This is a genomic window from Vibrio albus (genome assembly GCF_003144035.1).
In the GTDB taxonomy this organism is placed as follows: Bacteria; Pseudomonadota; Gammaproteobacteria; order Enterobacterales; family Vibrionaceae; genus Vibrio; species Vibrio albus.
This window is the reverse complement of record NZ_QFWT01000001.1, coordinates 295,298-311,887: the sequence shown is the minus strand read 5'-3', so window position 1 is coordinate 311,887 and position 16,590 is coordinate 295,298. Positions and strand designations below refer to the sequence as shown.

Annotated in this window: 14 protein-coding genes; 9 read left to right on the top strand and 5 right to left on the bottom strand. The window is 46.7% G+C overall.

Annotated elements, in window-relative coordinates; translation table 11 throughout:
* A complete protein-coding gene (locus tag DI392_RS01345) occupies positions 1 to 570 on the bottom strand; it encodes a PilZ domain-containing protein (RefSeq protein WP_109318105.1) in 570 nt (189 codons plus the stop codon).
* A gap of 156 nt (positions 571 to 726) precedes the next feature.
* Between DI392_RS01345 and lolC the strand changes: the two genes are divergently transcribed.
* The 3 genes from lolC to lolE are packed head-to-tail and all read left to right on the top strand — an operon-like array spanning position 727 to position 3,866.
* Positions 727 to 1,932, top strand: a complete 1,206-nt coding sequence (gene lolC / locus DI392_RS01340) for a lipoprotein-releasing ABC transporter permease subunit LolC (protein WP_109318104.1) — start codon at positions 727 to 729, stop codon at positions 1,930 to 1,932.
* Positions 1,925 to 2,620: a lipoprotein-releasing ABC transporter ATP-binding protein LolD gene (gene lolD / locus DI392_RS01335; protein WP_109318103.1), complete on the top strand. Its 696-nt coding sequence runs from the start codon at positions 1,925 to 1,927 to the stop codon at positions 2,618 to 2,620. Before lolC ends, lolD begins: the two co-directional genes overlap by 8 nt.
* A 1-nt stretch (position 2,621) precedes the next feature.
* Positions 2,622 to 3,866 carry a lipoprotein-releasing ABC transporter permease subunit LolE gene (gene lolE, locus DI392_RS01330; RefSeq protein WP_109318102.1) on the top strand — a complete coding sequence of 415 codons (1,245 nt, stop codon included), beginning with the start codon at positions 2,622 to 2,624 and terminating at the stop codon, positions 3,864 to 3,866.
* Positions 3,867 to 3,977: 111 nt separating this feature from the next.
* Here the strand turns inward: lolE and DI392_RS01325 are convergent, their stop codons facing one another.
* Positions 3,978 to 4,487, bottom strand: coding sequence for a DUF2062 domain-containing protein (locus tag DI392_RS01325; RefSeq protein WP_109318101.1), 510 nt, complete (start codon positions 4,485 to 4,487; stop codon positions 3,978 to 3,980).
* Between the two features lie 5 nt (positions 4,488 to 4,492).
* Between DI392_RS01325 and DI392_RS01320 the strand changes: the two genes are divergently transcribed.
* From DI392_RS01320 to kdsB, 5 genes are read left to right on the top strand one after another with little or no spacing between them, the layout of a single operon-like run.
* Positions 4,493 to 6,742 carry a DNA internalization-related competence protein ComEC/Rec2 gene (locus tag DI392_RS01320; RefSeq protein WP_109318100.1) on the top strand — a complete coding sequence of 750 codons (2,250 nt, stop codon included), beginning with the start codon at positions 4,493 to 4,495 and terminating at the stop codon, positions 6,740 to 6,742.
* Between the two features lie 30 nt (positions 6,743 to 6,772).
* Positions 6,773 to 8,524: a lipid A ABC transporter ATP-binding protein/permease MsbA gene (msbA, locus tag DI392_RS01315; protein ID WP_109318099.1), complete on the top strand. Its 1,752-nt coding sequence runs from the start codon at positions 6,773 to 6,775 to the stop codon at positions 8,522 to 8,524.
* Positions 8,525 to 8,536: 12 nt separating this feature from the next.
* Positions 8,537 to 9,547, top strand: a complete 1,011-nt coding sequence (gene lpxK / locus DI392_RS01310; protein ID WP_109318533.1) for a tetraacyldisaccharide 4'-kinase — start codon at positions 8,537 to 8,539, stop codon at positions 9,545 to 9,547.
* Positions 9,528 to 9,707, top strand: coding sequence for a Trm112 family protein (locus tag DI392_RS01305; protein ID WP_109318098.1), 180 nt, complete (start codon positions 9,528 to 9,530; stop codon positions 9,705 to 9,707). The genes lpxK and DI392_RS01305 overlap by 20 nt, the downstream gene beginning before the upstream one ends.
* Positions 9,707 to 10,459 carry a 3-deoxy-manno-octulosonate cytidylyltransferase gene (kdsB, locus tag DI392_RS01300; RefSeq protein ID WP_109318097.1) on the top strand — a complete coding sequence of 251 codons (753 nt, stop codon included), beginning with the start codon at positions 9,707 to 9,709 and terminating at the stop codon, positions 10,457 to 10,459. Before DI392_RS01305 ends, kdsB begins: the two co-directional genes overlap by 1 nt.
* 40 nt (positions 10,460 to 10,499) lie before the next feature.
* Here kdsB and DI392_RS01295 read toward each other — a convergent pair whose 3' ends face one another.
* The 3 genes from DI392_RS01295 to DI392_RS01285 form a co-directional block, all read right to left on the bottom strand.
* The gene (locus tag DI392_RS01295; protein WP_109318096.1) at positions 10,500 to 12,044 is read right to left on the bottom strand and encodes a SpoVR family protein; all 1,545 of its coding nucleotides are present in this window, start codon (positions 12,042 to 12,044) and stop codon (positions 10,500 to 10,502) included.
* A gap of 9 nt (positions 12,045 to 12,053) precedes the next feature.
* Entirely contained in the window at positions 12,054 to 13,328 is a 1,275-nt protein-coding gene (locus DI392_RS01290; RefSeq protein ID WP_109318095.1) for a YeaH/YhbH family protein, read from the bottom strand.
* 140 nt (positions 13,329 to 13,468) lie between these two features.
* A complete protein-coding gene (locus DI392_RS01285) occupies positions 13,469 to 15,403 on the bottom strand; it encodes a PrkA family serine protein kinase (protein WP_109318094.1) in 1,935 nt (644 codons plus the stop codon).
* Between the two features lie 360 nt (positions 15,404 to 15,763).
* Here DI392_RS01285 and DI392_RS01280 point away from each other — a divergent pair, with 360 nt between their 5' ends.
* Entirely contained in the window at positions 15,764 to 16,546 is a 783-nt protein-coding gene (locus DI392_RS01280; protein ID WP_109318093.1) for a MipA/OmpV family protein, read from the top strand.
* The last annotated feature ends 44 nt before the right edge of the window (positions 16,547 to 16,590 follow it).

Below are 16,590 nucleotides of genomic sequence, written 5' to 3'. Positions count from 1 at the left end.
TTATTGGTTCTCGCGATTCAAAGATCGCTGGCGTAGTAATTTTTGTTGTTGATAAAGTGCAGCTCTGATTAACAGATCCTGATCCTGCTCCCTAAGCATGATGTATTTCATAATGACTTCAAAGCCATGTTCATTCGGAATACATTCGGTTGCTTCAGCGTAACAGTAAATAGCCGCGGGAGGATGATCCAGAAAAAGCTTGGCTCTTGCAAGTGTTCCTGCCGGAATTTCACTGGCGGATTGGTATGAGAACTGGCTGGCACCGAATGACGTCGTATAATGGCGGCTGGATTCATCATCTTGCTGAGCCAGCATAAAGGTCAGCAGCAGGTTGAGTTTGCTGTTCTGATTGTCCAGAAGATGGATTACGTGCTTAAAATCGCTGTTGCGCAGGTCATTCATTGCATTCTCTGTCAGGCTGTCAAGCTGACTGAATTCACTGGCAACAATAAAAGGAGCCGGAATCTCGGCAGTAAAAGTCATCTGATCAGGCAAGGTAAAACCGGACGGAAGCGGCTCAATGTTGACCGTTAATTTGTGATGCACGGTGAAATATTCTTGTGGGTCCATACCTTAGTTCCTTCTGATTAACTTTCTGATTATCGCTAACTTGAGCCACATAGCAAGAATTCTTAAGATTCATAAGAGGTTTATTCGAATTAATCCTACAAATAAGTATGGATTACCGTTACATTTAGCACTTCACGAACTTTCGAAAAAGTATTTATGTTTCATCCAGTTTCGGCATTTATTGGTCTGCGTTATCTGCGGGGCCGCTCAGGTGACAGATTCAGCCGGTTTGTCTCATACATGTCTACCGCAGGGATAACTATCGGAGTGATGTCTCTGGTAACGGTCGTATCGGTCATGAACGGTTTTGAGGCTCAGTTAAAAAGCCGTATTCTGGGGGTGCTGCCACAGGCGGTGGTGCATCAGGTAAATGATAAAACCGAGTTTACCGCAGAGCCTCCGGCTTTTATTCAGGCCATTCCGCATATCAGAAAAGTGACTCCGATTGTCAGAAGTGAGGCTGTTATTCAGAGCCCCTCTGAACTGGCGGCGGGTATGCTGGTGGGCATTCAACCGGATGAAAACGATCCCGTAGGGCGTTATTTGCTCGCGGGTCATATTTCTCATCTTCAGCCTGGCTCATACCGGGTTTTTCTGGGGCACGCTCTGGCCAGAAGTCTGAATGTTCGTCTGGGTGACAAAGTCCGTTTGATGGTCACCAGTGCCAGCCAGTATACGCCTATGGGGCGGATCCCCAGTCAGCGAAACTTTGTGGTTGCAGGTATTTTCAATACCGGTTCGGATGTGGATGCCCAACTGATGGTGACGCACAGCCAGGATGCCGGAAAGTTGCTCAGATATAAAGCGGATACGATTTCCGGCTGGCGTCTGTTTTTTGATGATCCGTTTATGGTGTCTGAAGCCAGTAATACGACCCTGCCCGAAGGGTGGTTCTGGAGTGACTGGCGTGAACAGCGCGGTGAGCTGTTTCAGGCTGTACGGATGGAGAAAAACATGATGGGGCTGATGTTGGGACTCATCGTTGGGGTAGCGGCATTTAATATCATTTCGGCTTTGATTATGGTGGTTATGGAGAAACAGGCTGAAGTGGCCATTCTTAAAACCCAGGGGATGAGCAACCGGCAGGTCTTGGTTATTTTTATGGTTCAGGGGGCGAGCAGCGGTGTGATAGGCTCTCTGGTTGGCGGTATGCTTGGTGTGCTTATCGCTGTAAACCTGAATGCTATTCTGGAAACCTTCGGAGTCACTCTGTATGTGGGTAGTGCTCTGCCTGTGGTTGTTGATCCGGCTCAAACCATCATTGTGATTGTCCTGGCGATAGCGCTGAGCCTGATGGCAACGCTATTCCCTTCTTACCGTGCATCTTCTGTTAAACCTGCTGAGGCCCTGAGATATGAATAACCTCTTACAATGTCGTTCTGTTTGTAAAACCTACCATGAAGGGGCAATGGAAACGGAAGTCCTGAGGGGCGTCAGTTTTTCGCTTGCTGAACGTGAGCTGGTCTCGATTGTCGGTTCGTCAGGCTCGGGGAAAAGTACTCTGCTGCACATTCTGGGGGCTTTAGATGATCCGTCATCTGGTGAGGTTACGTTTCTGGGGAAAAAACTGACTGAGCTGAATTCAGATAAACAGGCGCAGATGCGTAATCGCCATATTGGGTTTGTGTATCAGTTTCATCATCTTCTGGCTGATTTCTCTGCGCTGGAAAATGTGGCTATGCCGTTGATGATTGCCGGGGAAAAGGCGTCGGCCGCTAAATCGAAAGCTGGTGAACTGCTGAAGAAAGTAGGGCTGGCTCACCGTCTGGAGCACAGGCCGTCAGAACTGTCTGGTGGTGAAAGGCAACGGGTCGCTATTGCCCGAGCTCTGGTGAATAAACCCAATTTGGTACTGGCTGACGAGCCGACAGGCAACCTGGATCATTCTACGGCGCTGGCTATTTATGATCTGATGCGTCAATTGAGTCAGGAGTCGGGAACTGCTTTTCTGGTGGTCACTCATGACTCGGAGCTGGCCGCTAAAATGGATCGTCAGATGCATATGCAGGATGGGTTGCTGACCAACTCAGCTCTGGATAAAGGGGTGTAAGATGTTTTCATCCCTTGCGTTTTTTATTGGCGGGCGTTTTAGTCGGGCAAAGCAAAGAAATAAGCTGGTCTCCTTTATTTCTGTTTCATCTACCATTGGTATTGCTGTCGGGGTCGCGGTGATTATTATCGGACTTTCGGCGATGAATGGCTTTGAAAAGGAGTTGGAGCAGCGGGTTTTGTCAGTGATCCCTCATGGAGAGCTGGAAGGCGTGAAAGGGGGCTTCACCAACTGGCAGCAGGTTGTTAAGCAAGTCGAGTCTCACGAAAAAGTAACCGCTGCGGCTCCCTATGTACGCTTTACGGGGCTTGCGGAAAAAGGAACCACTCTAAAAGCTCTGGAGATCAGAGGTGTTGATCCCGAATGGGAGAATAAGGTCTCCGATCTTCCCCGTTATATTAGTGGTAAAGCATGGGAGAACTTCCGTCCGGGTGAGAGACAGATCATCCTTGGCAAAGGCATTGCCGACAGTTTAGGTATTGCAGTTGGTGACAGTGTCACAATCATGGTTCCCCGACAGAATTCGGCTCAGAAAATGCGTTCGCCTAATCGTGTCCGGGTAACGGTGACCGGGCTGCTCTCGCTTGGAGGACAAATTGATCACTCTATGGCGTTGCTCCCACTTGAAGATGCCCAGCAATATACCCGGTTAGGAGAGGCGGTAACCGGAGTATCCTTGCGAACATCGGATGTGCTGAACGCGCAGAGTATTGTCCGAGAAGTCGGGAATCAGGTACCGGTCTATGTGTATCTGCGTAGCTGGAAACAGAAGTTTGGCTTTCTTTACCGCGACATTCAGATGGTACGGACTATTATGTATCTGGTGATGGTGTTGGTGATTGGTGTCGCCTGTTTTAATATTGTGTCCACTCTGATGATGGCAGTAAAAGATCGGGCGTCTGAGATTGCGATTTTGCGCACCATGGGGGCAACTGACCGGTTGATCAAGCGTATCTTCACCTGGCTGGGAGTATTATCAGGCGTGCTTGGTAGTATTGTCGGTAGTGTACTGGGAGTGGTTGTCGCACTGAACCTGACCCTTATGATCAAAAGTCTCGAACAGCTAACCGGGCATCACTTCCTGTCTGGCGATATCTACTTTATTGATTTTCTGCCTTCTCAGGTTAACCCTATTGATGTGCTGGTGGTATCCGGAACGGCTATCGTGCTTAGCCTGTTGGCAACCTGGTATCCGGCAAGTAAAGCCAGCCAGATGAATCCGGCAGAAGTGCTGAGTGCGAAGTAGAACGCGCTAAATGTAGAGAAAATGATAAGAAAAGGGTCGCGTTTGCGACCCTTTTTTATGATATCTGCTTAAAATTTATTCTTAACCAGATGCTTAATCCACTATCTCTGGTTATCTTACCGAACGTTTCTGCCAGCTTCTGACAACGGAATAGCGCCATAAGCCACGAATACCAAAGAAACCTATAACAGCGCAGACAAGCCCGCAAATGGCACAGCCGAGTATCAGTGGCGGACCGATAGTACCAATTTGCTCTGCCAGAAATTGCCATGAGAGCTCAAAATGAAAATGCTGTGGCGGCAAGTGCATGACTTTGGCACCGACTTTGTAAGCAAAATAAAACATGACTGGCATCGTGATCGGGTTGCTGATCCAGACCAGTACGATCGAAAGAGGCAGATTAACACCGCACAGAATAGCCAGACCTGCCGCCATAATCATCTGGCTAGGCAAAGGGACAAACGCCATAAAAAGACCGACAGCAAACGCTCCTGAGGCGGAGCGACGGTTAAGGCACCAGAGATTTGGGTTGTACAGTACATTACCAAAAATCTTGAGTGCTTTTTGACGTTTTATCACTTCGTGATCCGGCAAAAAACGTCTGATTACTTTCTTTGGCATAAGGAATGATGACTCTCTTATTACACAGCTGGAATCTAATCTGCTTTTTTGTGGTTATTGTCTCTGTTCAGTATTGGCAAACAATTCCCAGCATGGACTGGATTGTTGTTTGCGCTGCTCTGTTCATTGTGAGTTATTATTTTTATCCGTTTCGTTGGTTCCGGGGAGGAATTGCTGCCATCATTGTTCTTATCATCAGTATGAATCAGTTTAAAGAACAGGTAGAGACAGTCTTTCAGGACGGTCTGAATATTACCATAACTGGGCAAGTTGACAGCCTTTTTAAAGAAATAAGTCATGGTCAGATCGTGTTATTTTCTGTGCATAAGGTAAATGAACACGACCTGGATCAAATTTTCCTTCCCAGGATAAAACTTCGGGTATCTTCAGGCGATCCCTTTTTACTTGGTGAGCAGTGGAAACTGGAAGTGAGGCTAAAGCCTGTCTACGGAAAATTGAATGAAGCAGGATTTGATGAAGAGAAGTACTACGTCAGTCAGTATTTGCACGCCAAAGCAAACCTGAAAGGAGTGCCAGAGAGGTTACATTCCAGTTCTTCTTTCCGGCTGATGTTGCACCAACGAGTTACCCGACAGACTGAGGGACTTGTGGCTCAACCATTGTTGATGGCTTTAACTTTTGGTGATCGCAATACTATATCACCACCTCTCTGGAAAGACCTTAAATCCAGCGGGCTGATTCATCTTGTTGCTATTTCCGGTTTGCATATAGGGCTAGCATTTATGCTCGGCTGGATTGTCGGTAAGCCGTTGTCCCTGCTTTCTCCCTATATGCTGAAAGCCCCCATTATTACTGGTGTTCTATTCGCTGGAATCTATGCGTGGCTGGCGGGCTTTAGTTTACCGGCCATCAGGGCATTAACCATGTGTGCACTAGTGAGTATTGTTCCTATGATAAGGCTTACTTATAGCCGTTGGCAGGTATTGTTACTGACGCTGTGCACGGTATTATGCATTGACCCTTTCGCACCGTTTTCAGCCAGCTTCTGGATGTCATTTGGTGCTGTTACGTCTATCTATCTGCTACTTGGATCTTCTGTGTTTCGTCGCAGCAGAAAAATAAAACGGCTGGTATTAATGCAGTGTGTACTGGCCGCTGTGATGATTCCGGTGACGGGGTATTTTTTCTCCGGGCTTAGTGCTGTTTCGCCTGTTTATAATCTGATTTTCGTGCCCTGGTTTAGCTTCATTATTGTACCTCTGGTTTTTATCGGTCTCTTTTTTAGTTTTTTACTACCGGATATTTCGGTTTTTGTGTGGCAGATGGCCGATTACGCACTGATACCCGTTTTATCTGCTATCAGGTATTCGGAAGGCGCATGGGTTGCTATCTCTGCCACCCTGATTTCTCTGGCTGCCTTGGTGACATTGGTATGGATTTTTTCTCCTCTGCTCAGCTCAGTGCAAAAGAAATGGTTACTGGTGAGCGGTTGTTTGTTGGTTTTATTTGATGACCGCAAAGCAGGCTGGCAGGTGGATGTGCTGGATGTCGGACAGGGGTTAGCGTTATTGATTAGTAAGGCTGGAGGACACATTTTGTATGACACCGGGGAGCGCTGGGAGACCGGGAGCATTGCCGAGTCAGTGATTGCCCCCGTACTGGTAAAACGAGGTGTAAGGCAACTGGACGGCCTGATTCTGAGCCATACGGATTCTGACCATGCGGGTGGCAGGCAGTTCATTGAACGGCAATTTATACCAAAAATGAAATGGGCAAGTGAACGAATTGTCGGGTATCAGCCCTGTATTAAGGGGACGCATTGGTACTGGCGTGCACTCCGTTTTGAGGCTGTATGGCCTCCCAAACAGGTTGCCCGGGCCTATAACTCACATTCCTGTGTTGTCAGAGTGACTGATGGACAGTTTAGTATCCTGCTGACCGGGGATATTGAAGCGGTCAGCGAATATCTTCTGGCAAGGGAAGGAAAAGATAAACTCGACTCGGATATTATGCTGGTGCCTCACCATGGTAGTGATACATCGTCAACCGGGACATTTATTGAGCAGGTGACTCCTGAGGTGGCGATTGCATCACTGGCTAAAGGTAATTTTCAGGGCATGCCATCAGTAAACGTTCTAAATGTATATGCAAGCAGAGACATTAAATGGTTGGATACAGGAGAGAGTGGGCAGATTACTGTCGAAATAACAGAGAATAACTGGCAAATCAGTTCGTTCAGAGCAACAGATTCATCGCCATGGTATAGGCAGATTCTGCGTAAGAGAGTAGAATAGCGCCATATTTTTACCTGAATAGTTGTAGTTATGTCCACACCGCAATATGACGAAACCACCTGGGAAACCTTTAAACGATTATGGCAGTTTATCCGTTTATATAAACAAGGGTTAGCTGTTGCAGTTGTTGCACTGGTTGCCAGTGCAGCCAGCGATACTTATATGGTTTCGTTGCTGAAACCTCTTCTTGATGAAGGGTTTGGTAGTACGGATTCTGATTTCCTTAAGATCCTTCCGGTTATTATCCTGGTGATGATGGTGATCCGTGGGATCAGTAACTTTGTCTCGGCTTACTGCCTGAACTGGGTGTCCGGAAATGTAGTGATGCTGATGCGTCGAAAAATTTTTCGTCAGTTTATCCATATGCCGGTGGCGTTTTTTGACCGGGAGTCTACCGGTTCTCTGTTATCCCGAATTACTTATGATTCTGAACAGGTTGCCGGGGCGACCAGCCGGGCGCTGGTGAGTATTGTTCGTGAGGGAGCAAGCATCATCGGCCTGCTGTTTTTGATGTTCTGGAACAGTTGGGAGCTGTCACTGGTGCTGCTTATTGTTGCTCCTGTTGTGGCCTGGGGTATCGGTATTGTGTCCAAACGATTCCGTAAGATCAGTAAAAATATGCAGACTGCCATGGGGCAGGTTACCTCGTCAGCCGAGCAGATGTTAAAGGGCCATAAGGTAGTGCTCAGCTATGGAGGACAGGATCTGGAAAGTCATCGGTTTGATAAAGTGAGCAATCAGATGCGTCAGCAGAGCATGAAACTGGTTACTGCCCAGGCTGCTGCCAACCCGATTATTCAAATTATCGCTTCGCTTGCATTGGTTGCGGTACTGTATCTGGCGAGCTTTGACGCGATCCGTGAAGATCTAACGCCGGGTACTTTTACGGTGATTTTCTCCTCTATGTTTGGCCTGATGCGTCCGTTAAAAGCGCTAACGAGTGTGACGTCTCAGTTTCAGCGTGGTATGGCAGCCAGTCAGACTTTGTTTAGCCTGATGGATCTGGAAACTGAGATGGATAGCGGATCGTATCAGATTGAAAAAGCCAAAGGTGAGATAAAAGTAGACAACATCACTTTTACCTATCAGGGAAACGAAAAGCCAGCCTTACAGAATGTCAGCTTTGAGATTCCAGAGGGGAAAACAGTGGCATTGGTGGGTCGTTCGGGATCCGGTAAGAGCACGATTGCCAACTTATTTACTCGTTTTTACGACGTTGACAGCGGTTCGATCGAACTGGATGGTCATGATATTCGTGATTATACGCTGATGAATCTCCGTACGCATTTCGCCCTGGTTTCGCAAAACGTTCATCTGTTCAATGATACGATTGCTAACAATATCGCTTATGCGGCAGAAGAAGATTACTCCCGGGAGCAGATAGAAGAGGCCGCTCGTCTGGCACATGCCATGGAGTTTATCGAGAATATGCCCGATGGACTGGATACAGTGATCGGTGAGAACGGAGGCAGCCTTTCCGGAGGACAGCGCCAGCGTATTGCGATTGCCCGTGCTTTGTTGCGTAACTCACCGGTATTGATTCTGGATGAAGCAACATCGGCTCTGGATACAGAGTCAGAACGTGCGATTCAGTCTGCTCTGGATGAACTCCAGAAAGACAAAACAGTGCTGGTAATTGCACACCGTCTGTCAACGATTGAGAACGCAGACCAGATTTTGGTGGTCGATGACGGTGAAGTCATTGAGCGAGGCTCCCACCATGAACTGATGGACAAAAATGGGGCTTATGCTCAATTACACCGGATTCAGTTTGGTGAATAGGAAACACGAGTGTTGATTGAAAAAATCTGGTTTGAACATCACCCTCTAGGCTGGTTACTAGGGCCGCTATTGTGGCCATTAAGTCTGATATTCAGGGCTGTCAGCCGTTCCCGGAAACAGGCTTACCTCTCTGGAAATAAGGCGTCTTATCGGGCCCCTGTTCCTGTGATCGTGGTAGGAAATATTACTGCAGGGGGAAATGGCAAAACCCCAGTTGTTATCTGGCTGGTAGAAAGGCTGCAGAAGCTTGGATATAAGCCGGGGGTGGTTTCCCGTGGTTATGGGGGAAAAGCCCCGGAGTATCCGCTTATTCTTGAGAAAGCCACTCCGGAACATTACAGTGGTGATGAACCAAAGCTTATCTATAAACGTACCGGAGCCCCGGTAGCGGTAGATCCTATACGAGCCGATGCAGTAAAAGCATTGATTGAGCGTCGTGAAGTGGACCTGATCATTACCGATGACGGGCTTCAGCATTACGCTCTGCAACGGGATATTGAAATTGTGGTGGTGGATGGTCAGAGACGGTTTGGTAACCAGAAGTTTATTCCCGCCGGGCCTCTTCGGGAAGGGCTGGACAGGCTGCAGGATGTGGATTTTATTATTACCAACGGTGGTGATGCGCAGCCGGGGGAAATATCATTCCGGCTGAAACCCTCAATGGCTGTCAATATGGTCACGGGTGAAGAAAAAAAGGTATCGGAACTGCGTAAGCTGGTCGCGATCGCGGGTATTGGTCATCCGCCGCGCTTCTTCAGTACATTGGAGGAGCTTGGCGCTGATGTCATCAGGGCTCAGGGGTTTGCTGATCATCAGGACTTTAAACCAGAAGAATTAACCGAACTGGCAACACAGGGTGAACATCTTATTATGACCGAAAAAGACGCGGTGAAATGTGATTCATTTGCCAGGGAGAACTGGTGGTACCTTCCGGTTTCGGCGGACTTTAGTGCCGATGATGAAGATAAATTGTTAAAGAAAATTACAGGATACAGGAAAGAATATGGACCATCGTCTGCTTGAGATTGTGGCTTGCCCGGTATGTAAGGGTAAGCTGGTTTATGATGCGAATAATAAAGAACTTATTTGTAAGGTGGATCGTCTGGCTTTTCCTATTAAAGATGGCATTCCGGTATTGCTGGAAAATGAAGCCAGAACCATGGATATGGACGAGGGGCGATAATGGCATTTACGGTGGTAATACCTGCACGTTATCAGTCGACCCGTCTGCCGGGAAAACCATTGGCAGATATCGCGGGTAAGCCGATGATCCAGTGGGTCTATGAACAAGCCCGGCAAGCTGGTGCAGAAAGGGTGATTGTCGCCACGGATGATACGCGTATCGAAGCGGCCGTGAAGGCCTTCGGTGGTGTGGTCTGCATGACTTCTCCGGATCACCAGTCTGGCACAGAGCGGCTGGCGGAAGTGGTCGAAAAAATGAATATTGCCGATGATCACATTGTGGTGAATGTTCAGGGGGATGAGCCTTTGATTCCTCCGGCGATTATTCGCCAGGTAGCGGATAATCTGGCTGCCAGTACGGCACCAATGGCTACGCTAGGTGTGGAAATATCTGATGAAGCCGAAGTCTTTAATCCCAATGCGGTTAAGGTCGTTACCGATAAGGACGGTTATGCGCTGTACTTTAGCCGGGCAACGATTCCGTGGGACAGGGACAACTTTGCTGATGAAGGTAAAACCATTAGTCAACCGCTGTTGCGACATATTGGCATTTACGCTTATCGGGCCGGTTTCATCAATACTTATATTCACTGGCAGCCAAGTGCTCTGGAGAAAATCGAGTCTCTGGAGCAGCTTCGGGTACTTTGGTATGGTGAAAAAATTCACGTAGAAGTCGCAAAAGAGGCTCCGGCAGCAGGGGTTGATACGCCAGAAGATCTGGATGCGGTGAGAACTTTAGTTGCTCGAAAGTAAAAAGTAAACTCCCCCTTGAAACAAGGGGGAGGCGGAAATGTTAGTCTTCTTCTTTTGGTGGACATGTACCGAGGCGGGTTTTTCGCCCTGAGTCGGTTAACTCCTCCAAAATAACATCAAACCCCCACAGCCGGTAAAGGTGTTTCAGAACCTCATCATAGCCTTTCGCAAGCGGAATGCGGTCATGAGGCTTATATAGCAGAGTGATCGAACGGTCTCCGCGCACTTCCACATTCCAGACCTGAATATTGGGTTCAAGCGTACTGAGATTATACTGTGAGGCCAGTTTTTCACGAACGGTCCGGTAACCGGATTCATTGTGAATCGCACTGACTTCAATGTAGTTTCTCCGGTCATCATCAAGGATTGAGAAAAATTTAAAGTCGCGCATCAGTTTAGGGGACAAATACTGACTGATAAAGCTTTCATCCTTGAAGTTTTGCATAGCGAAATGCACTGCCTCTAGCCAGTCTGTACCGGCAAGATCCGGGAACCATTCCTTGTCCTCATCGGTCGGTTCTTCACAGATACGGCGAATATCCTGAAACATGGCAAACCCTAATGCATACGGGTTAATGCCGTTAAAGTATGGGCTATTGTATGGAGGCTGAGCGACCACATTGGTATGGCTGTGAAGGAATTCCAGCATCAGCTTATCGGTAACCAGTCCTTCATCATAAAGATGGTTCAGAATGGTGTAATGCCAGAAAGTGGCCCATCCTTCGTTCATCACTTGTGTTTGTTTCTGGGGATAAAAATACTGGCTGATTTTACGGATAATCCGCACAATTTCCCGTTGCCAGGGCTCCAGGAGAGGGGCATGTTTTTCGATAAAGTACAGGATATTTTCCTGTGGCTCCGATGGAAAACGTGGTTGTTCACCTTCCTCCTTCTGTTTTGACTTCGGTACCGTACGCCACAGGTCGTTTACCTGGGACTGAAGGTAGGTTTCCCGTTCTTCCTGACGGGCTTTTTCTTCTGCGATAGAGATTTTCTCCGGACGCTTATAACGGTCAACACCAAAATTCATCAGGGCGTGGCATGAGTCCAGTATTTGTTCTACCTCTTCTTCGCCATATTTCTCTTCACACTCGGAAATGTATTTCCTGGCGAACAGCAGGTAGTCAATGATGGAGCTGGCATCTGTCCAGGCCCGGAACAGGTAGTTACCTTTGAAAAAAGAGTTGTGTCCATAACAGGCGTGAGCCATCACAAGTGCCTGCATGGTCACCGTGTTTTCCTCCATCAGGTAAGAAATACAGGGGTCGGAGTTAATGACAATTTCGTAGGCAAGCCCCATTTGCCCATGTTTGTAGTTCTGCTCTGTCTGGATGAATTTTTTACCGAATGACCAATGATGATAGTTGATAGGCATACCAATACTGGAATAGGCATCCATCATTTGTTCTGAAGTGATCACCTCGATCTGATTTGGGTAAGTATCGAGCCGGTAGTGTTCTGCAACACGTTTTATCTCTTTATGGTAATCTTCCAGTAACGAAAACGTCCAGTCCGGCCCATCAGGCAGAGGGTGACGTTTGCGTGTCGGCTTCGTTGGTTTCTTTACATTATCCTTTGTTGTCATAGCGCCCCCCTAAGCGGTTTCTTTCTGAAACAGCTCTCTGAATACAGGGTAGATATCATCTACACTACGGATGTTCTTCATTGCGAAATGGTTGTTGGTCTGTTGAAGTTTTTCATACTCATGCCATAGTGTCTGATGTGAACGCCGGGTAATTTCAATATAAGCATAGTACTGACAGGCTGGCAGCAAACTTGTCTCCAGCAACTCCTTACACTTCGGTGAATCATCCGCCCAGTTATCACCATCAGAGGCTTGTGCCGCGTAGATATTCCATTCGTTCGTCGGATATCGTTTTTCAACGATCTTCTTCATCAGCTTTAATGCACTGGACACAATGGTGCCCCCGGTTTCCTGAGAATAGAAGAACTCATGTTCATCCACTTCTTTTGCCTGAGTGTGGTGACGGATAAAGACCACTTCAACATTTTCATAAGTGCGGTTCAGGAACATATACAGCAATACATAGAAGCGTTTAGCGATATCTTTTGTGGCCTGATCCATGGAACCCGAGACATCCATGAGACAGAACATGACGGCCTGACTGGAAGGTACCGGTTTATTCTCATAATTCTTGAAGCGAAGATCAAAGCTATCAATAAAAGGAACAGACGCAATTTTTTGTCTGAGCTCTTCTATTTCCTGCTTAATTCGTTTTTCCTCAATAGGCTGAGCTGGTTCAGCACTTCGAATCTGTTCCAGTTCTTGCTCCAGCTCTTCCAGAAGTCGTTTTTTCCCAGAAGTCATTGCTGTTCTTCTGGCTAGCGATTGCTGAAGTGAGCGAATAATCGCAATATTAGACGGGATACCTGCAGTCTGGTATCCGGAGCGGGTTTTTTTCCATTCCACAATTTTGGCATTTTGGTTCTGCTCAAGGTTGGGAAGTTCAAGGTCTTCAAACAGAATATCCAGATACTCATCTTTGGAGATCTGGAAGACAAATTCGTCCTGTCCTTCACCGTCCGGACTGGCATCACCTTCACCGCTGCCCTGACCGGAACCTTGTCCGCCTGGCGGGCGTTCAATTTTGTCTCCCGGAATAAACTGGTCATTACCGGGGTGTACCCGTTCCCGGACACCACCTTGCCCATGGTGGAAAACAGGTTCTTTGATATCACGATGCGGGATGGATACATCTTCGCCGGTTTCTGTATCGGTTATTGAGCGGCGGTTAATAGCATCGGCCACAGATTCTTTGATCTGATCTTTATAGCGACGTAAAAAGCGCTGGCGATTAACCATGCTTTTATTTTTACTGTTCAGCCTTCTGTCTATGAATTGGGCCATGAGTAACTCCTTATCAGCACCAACCCGTGTTATTTGCAGCAATCACTCCAATTATCCCGGGTATAAATGGGAGGCAGAAGCTGGCGGGTTACAAGGTATAACCTGCCAGCTTGTCACCTGCTCATAGTTCAGGCACTGCGTTATGAGGATTTACGTACGCGTAAATACCATTCAGACAGTAAACGAACTTGTTTCTTGGTATAGCCTTTTTCCATCATACGAGCGACAAAATCGTCGTGTTTTTTCTGATCATCGGTCGATGTTTTTGCATTAAATGAAATAACCGGAAGCAATTCTTCTGTATTCGAGAACATTTTCTTCTCGATAACAGTGCGCAGTTTTTCATAACTGGTCCATACCGGGTTTTTCCCTTCATTCTTCGCTCTGGCTCGTAGCACAAAGTTAACGATTTCATTACGGAAATCTTTCGGGTTACCGATGCCGGCGGTCTTTTCAATTTTTTCTAGCTCGTTATTCAGAGCGGCTCGGTCAAATAGTTGCCCGGTTTCCGGATCCCGGTACTCCTGATCCTGAATCCAGAAGTCAGCGTAAGTGACATAGCGGTCAAAGATATTCTGACCATATTCTGAATACGACTCGAGGTATGCTGTCTGGATTTCTTTACCAATAAATTCCACATATTTCGGTACCAGATAGCCCTTCAGAAACTCGAGATATCGCTCAGCCGTTTCCTGAGGGAACTGCTCCCGTTCTACCTGTTGTTCTATGACATAGAACAGGTGGACTGGGTTAGCAGCGACTTCTGCCTGATCGAAGTTAAATACCCTGGACAGGATCTTAAAGGCAAAACGGGTAGATAGGCCGGACATGCCTTCATCTACACCGGCAAAATCGCGATATTCCTGATAGCTTTTGGCTTTCGGATCGGTATCTTTCAGAGTTTCCCCATCGTAAACCCGCATTTTTGAGAAAATAGAGGAGTTTTCAGGCTCTTTCAGTCTGGAGAGAATACTGAATTGAGCAAGTATGTCCAAAGTACTTGGTGAACAAGGTGCTTTCGCAAGCTCACTGTGATCCAGCAATTTCTGATAGATTTTGACTTCTTCAGATACCCGCAGACAGTATGGGACTTTAACGATATATACCCTGTCTAAGAACGCTTCATTGTTCTTGTTATTACGGAATGTCTGCCATTCGGATTCGTTGGAGTGCGCCAGGATCATGCCTTCAAATGGCAGGGCTGAGAGTCCTTCCGTACCATTATAATTACCTTCCTGAGTGGCAGTCAGCAGTGGGTGAAGCACTTTAATTGGTGCCTTAAACATTTCCACAAATTCCATCAGGCCCTGGTTGGCTTTACATAACGCACCGGAATAGCTGTAGGCATCCGGGTCATCTTGTGCGTAGTGTTCCAGTTGACGGATGTCCACTTTACCCACCAGTGCGGAAATGTCCTGATTGTTTTCATCTCCCGGTTCTGTTTTGGCCACCGCAATCTGATCAAGAATAGAAGGGCGGACTTTAACGACTTTGAACTTAGAAATGTCACCGCCAAAGTCATGCAGGCGCTTTGCTGCCCACGGAGACATTATTGAGCGTAGGTAACGTTTGGCAATACCATACTCGGACTGTAACAAGTCACCGTCTTCATTGACATCAAACAGACAGAACGGATGGTCATTAACCGGACTCCGTTCGCCATTAGCCGAAAGTACGTAGATCGGCATTTTTTCCATCAGACTTTTCAGCTTTTCTGCCAGCGAGGACTTACCACCGCCTACAGGACCTAATAGGTAGAGAATCTGTTTACGCTCTTCCAACCCCTGAGCCGCATGTTTCAGATAAGAAACGATCTGTTCTATCGCATCTTCCATGCCGTAAAAATCTTCAAATGTTTTGTAACGTGAAATCACCCGATTAGAAAATATACGGCTGAGACGTGGATCTTGTGCCGTATCTATAATCTCTGGCTCGCCAATAGCAAGAAGCAGCCTTTCTGCAGCATTAGCGTAGGCACTTTTATCTTTCTGACAAAGTGTTAAAAAATCCTGAATCGAAAGCTCTTCGTCTTTGGCCGCTTCATAGCGCGCCTGATAATGGTCAAAAATACTCATAGTGAATGCCCCTTTAAACCCTCAAACTAAATACGCAGTTATCTCCTATGTATATATTCAAGACTAGACCCAGTTTTGACTTTTTGCTTAACAATTATGTATTTATTTTATTCAGTACTTTCGAATGGGTGAGTTTGAAGTGATGTTTAATGTGCTGATTCCAATGGGGTGTTGATAGAAAAAGTGATGTCTGGCGCTTGTGGGGTATAGGCTAACAAACGGATGCTCTGGCGATAATGTGCAGGGCATAGATGAAAAGTATTCTCAATAATTAGACAGAAACATTAAGAAATCTTAACTTGAACAGAAAATCCTAACGCATAAAATAATGACTATTTTGTTGTTTTTTAGGGTTATCTTATGGGAAATAAAGGGAAAATTGTAAAGAGGCTTGTAACTGGATTGGTATTGTTTTCGTGTATACCGGCTTATGCAGAACAGGCCTCAGAACAGACCTCCGAGTGGTCATTAGGAATCGGTGGGGCTTATATACCCTCCATATTTAAAGATACGTCATCGACAACCATGATGTTTCCTATAGGAGGCTATGAAGGGGAGCATTTCTACTGGCAAGGTTTAGAAGTGGGTTATGCTCTTAATTCAAAACAAGCATCGCATAATCTTATTTTTCATTTAGGATACGATACTAAATCCTTTGACCCGGATGATTCTGACAACTTGGATGTTAAAAAGCTGGATGAGCGTGAAGGGACTGTTTTGGGAGGGATGAGCTATCAGTATCAGTCCGTATTGGGTACGTTAAAGTTAACGGGGGCGGCTGATATTGCTGGTGAACATAATGGCTGGCTTGGAGGGCTTACATGGAGCTATCCATTTAATGTTGACCGGTGGGGTATTACACCATCAATAGGGTATACCTATTATAGTGAAGATTATAATCAACATATGTATGGCGTATCCGCGGCGGAGTCAACGAAGACCGCTGGTGCTATCAGCCAGTTTACTCCAGATGGAGAGGGCGAATATTTTGCCAGTCTTTCTGCTTTCTATGGTCTTACTGAAGATCTGGTAGTGAACGTCACGATGACATATATCAATTTACAAGGAAGTGTTGAAGAGAGTCCTATCCTAGAGAAGACTGCTTTCACCACTGGGGTGATTAGCTTAATTTATATGTTCTGAGTATTCTTTGATAAAAGGCTGGTCTTAATCACCAGCCCTTTGCT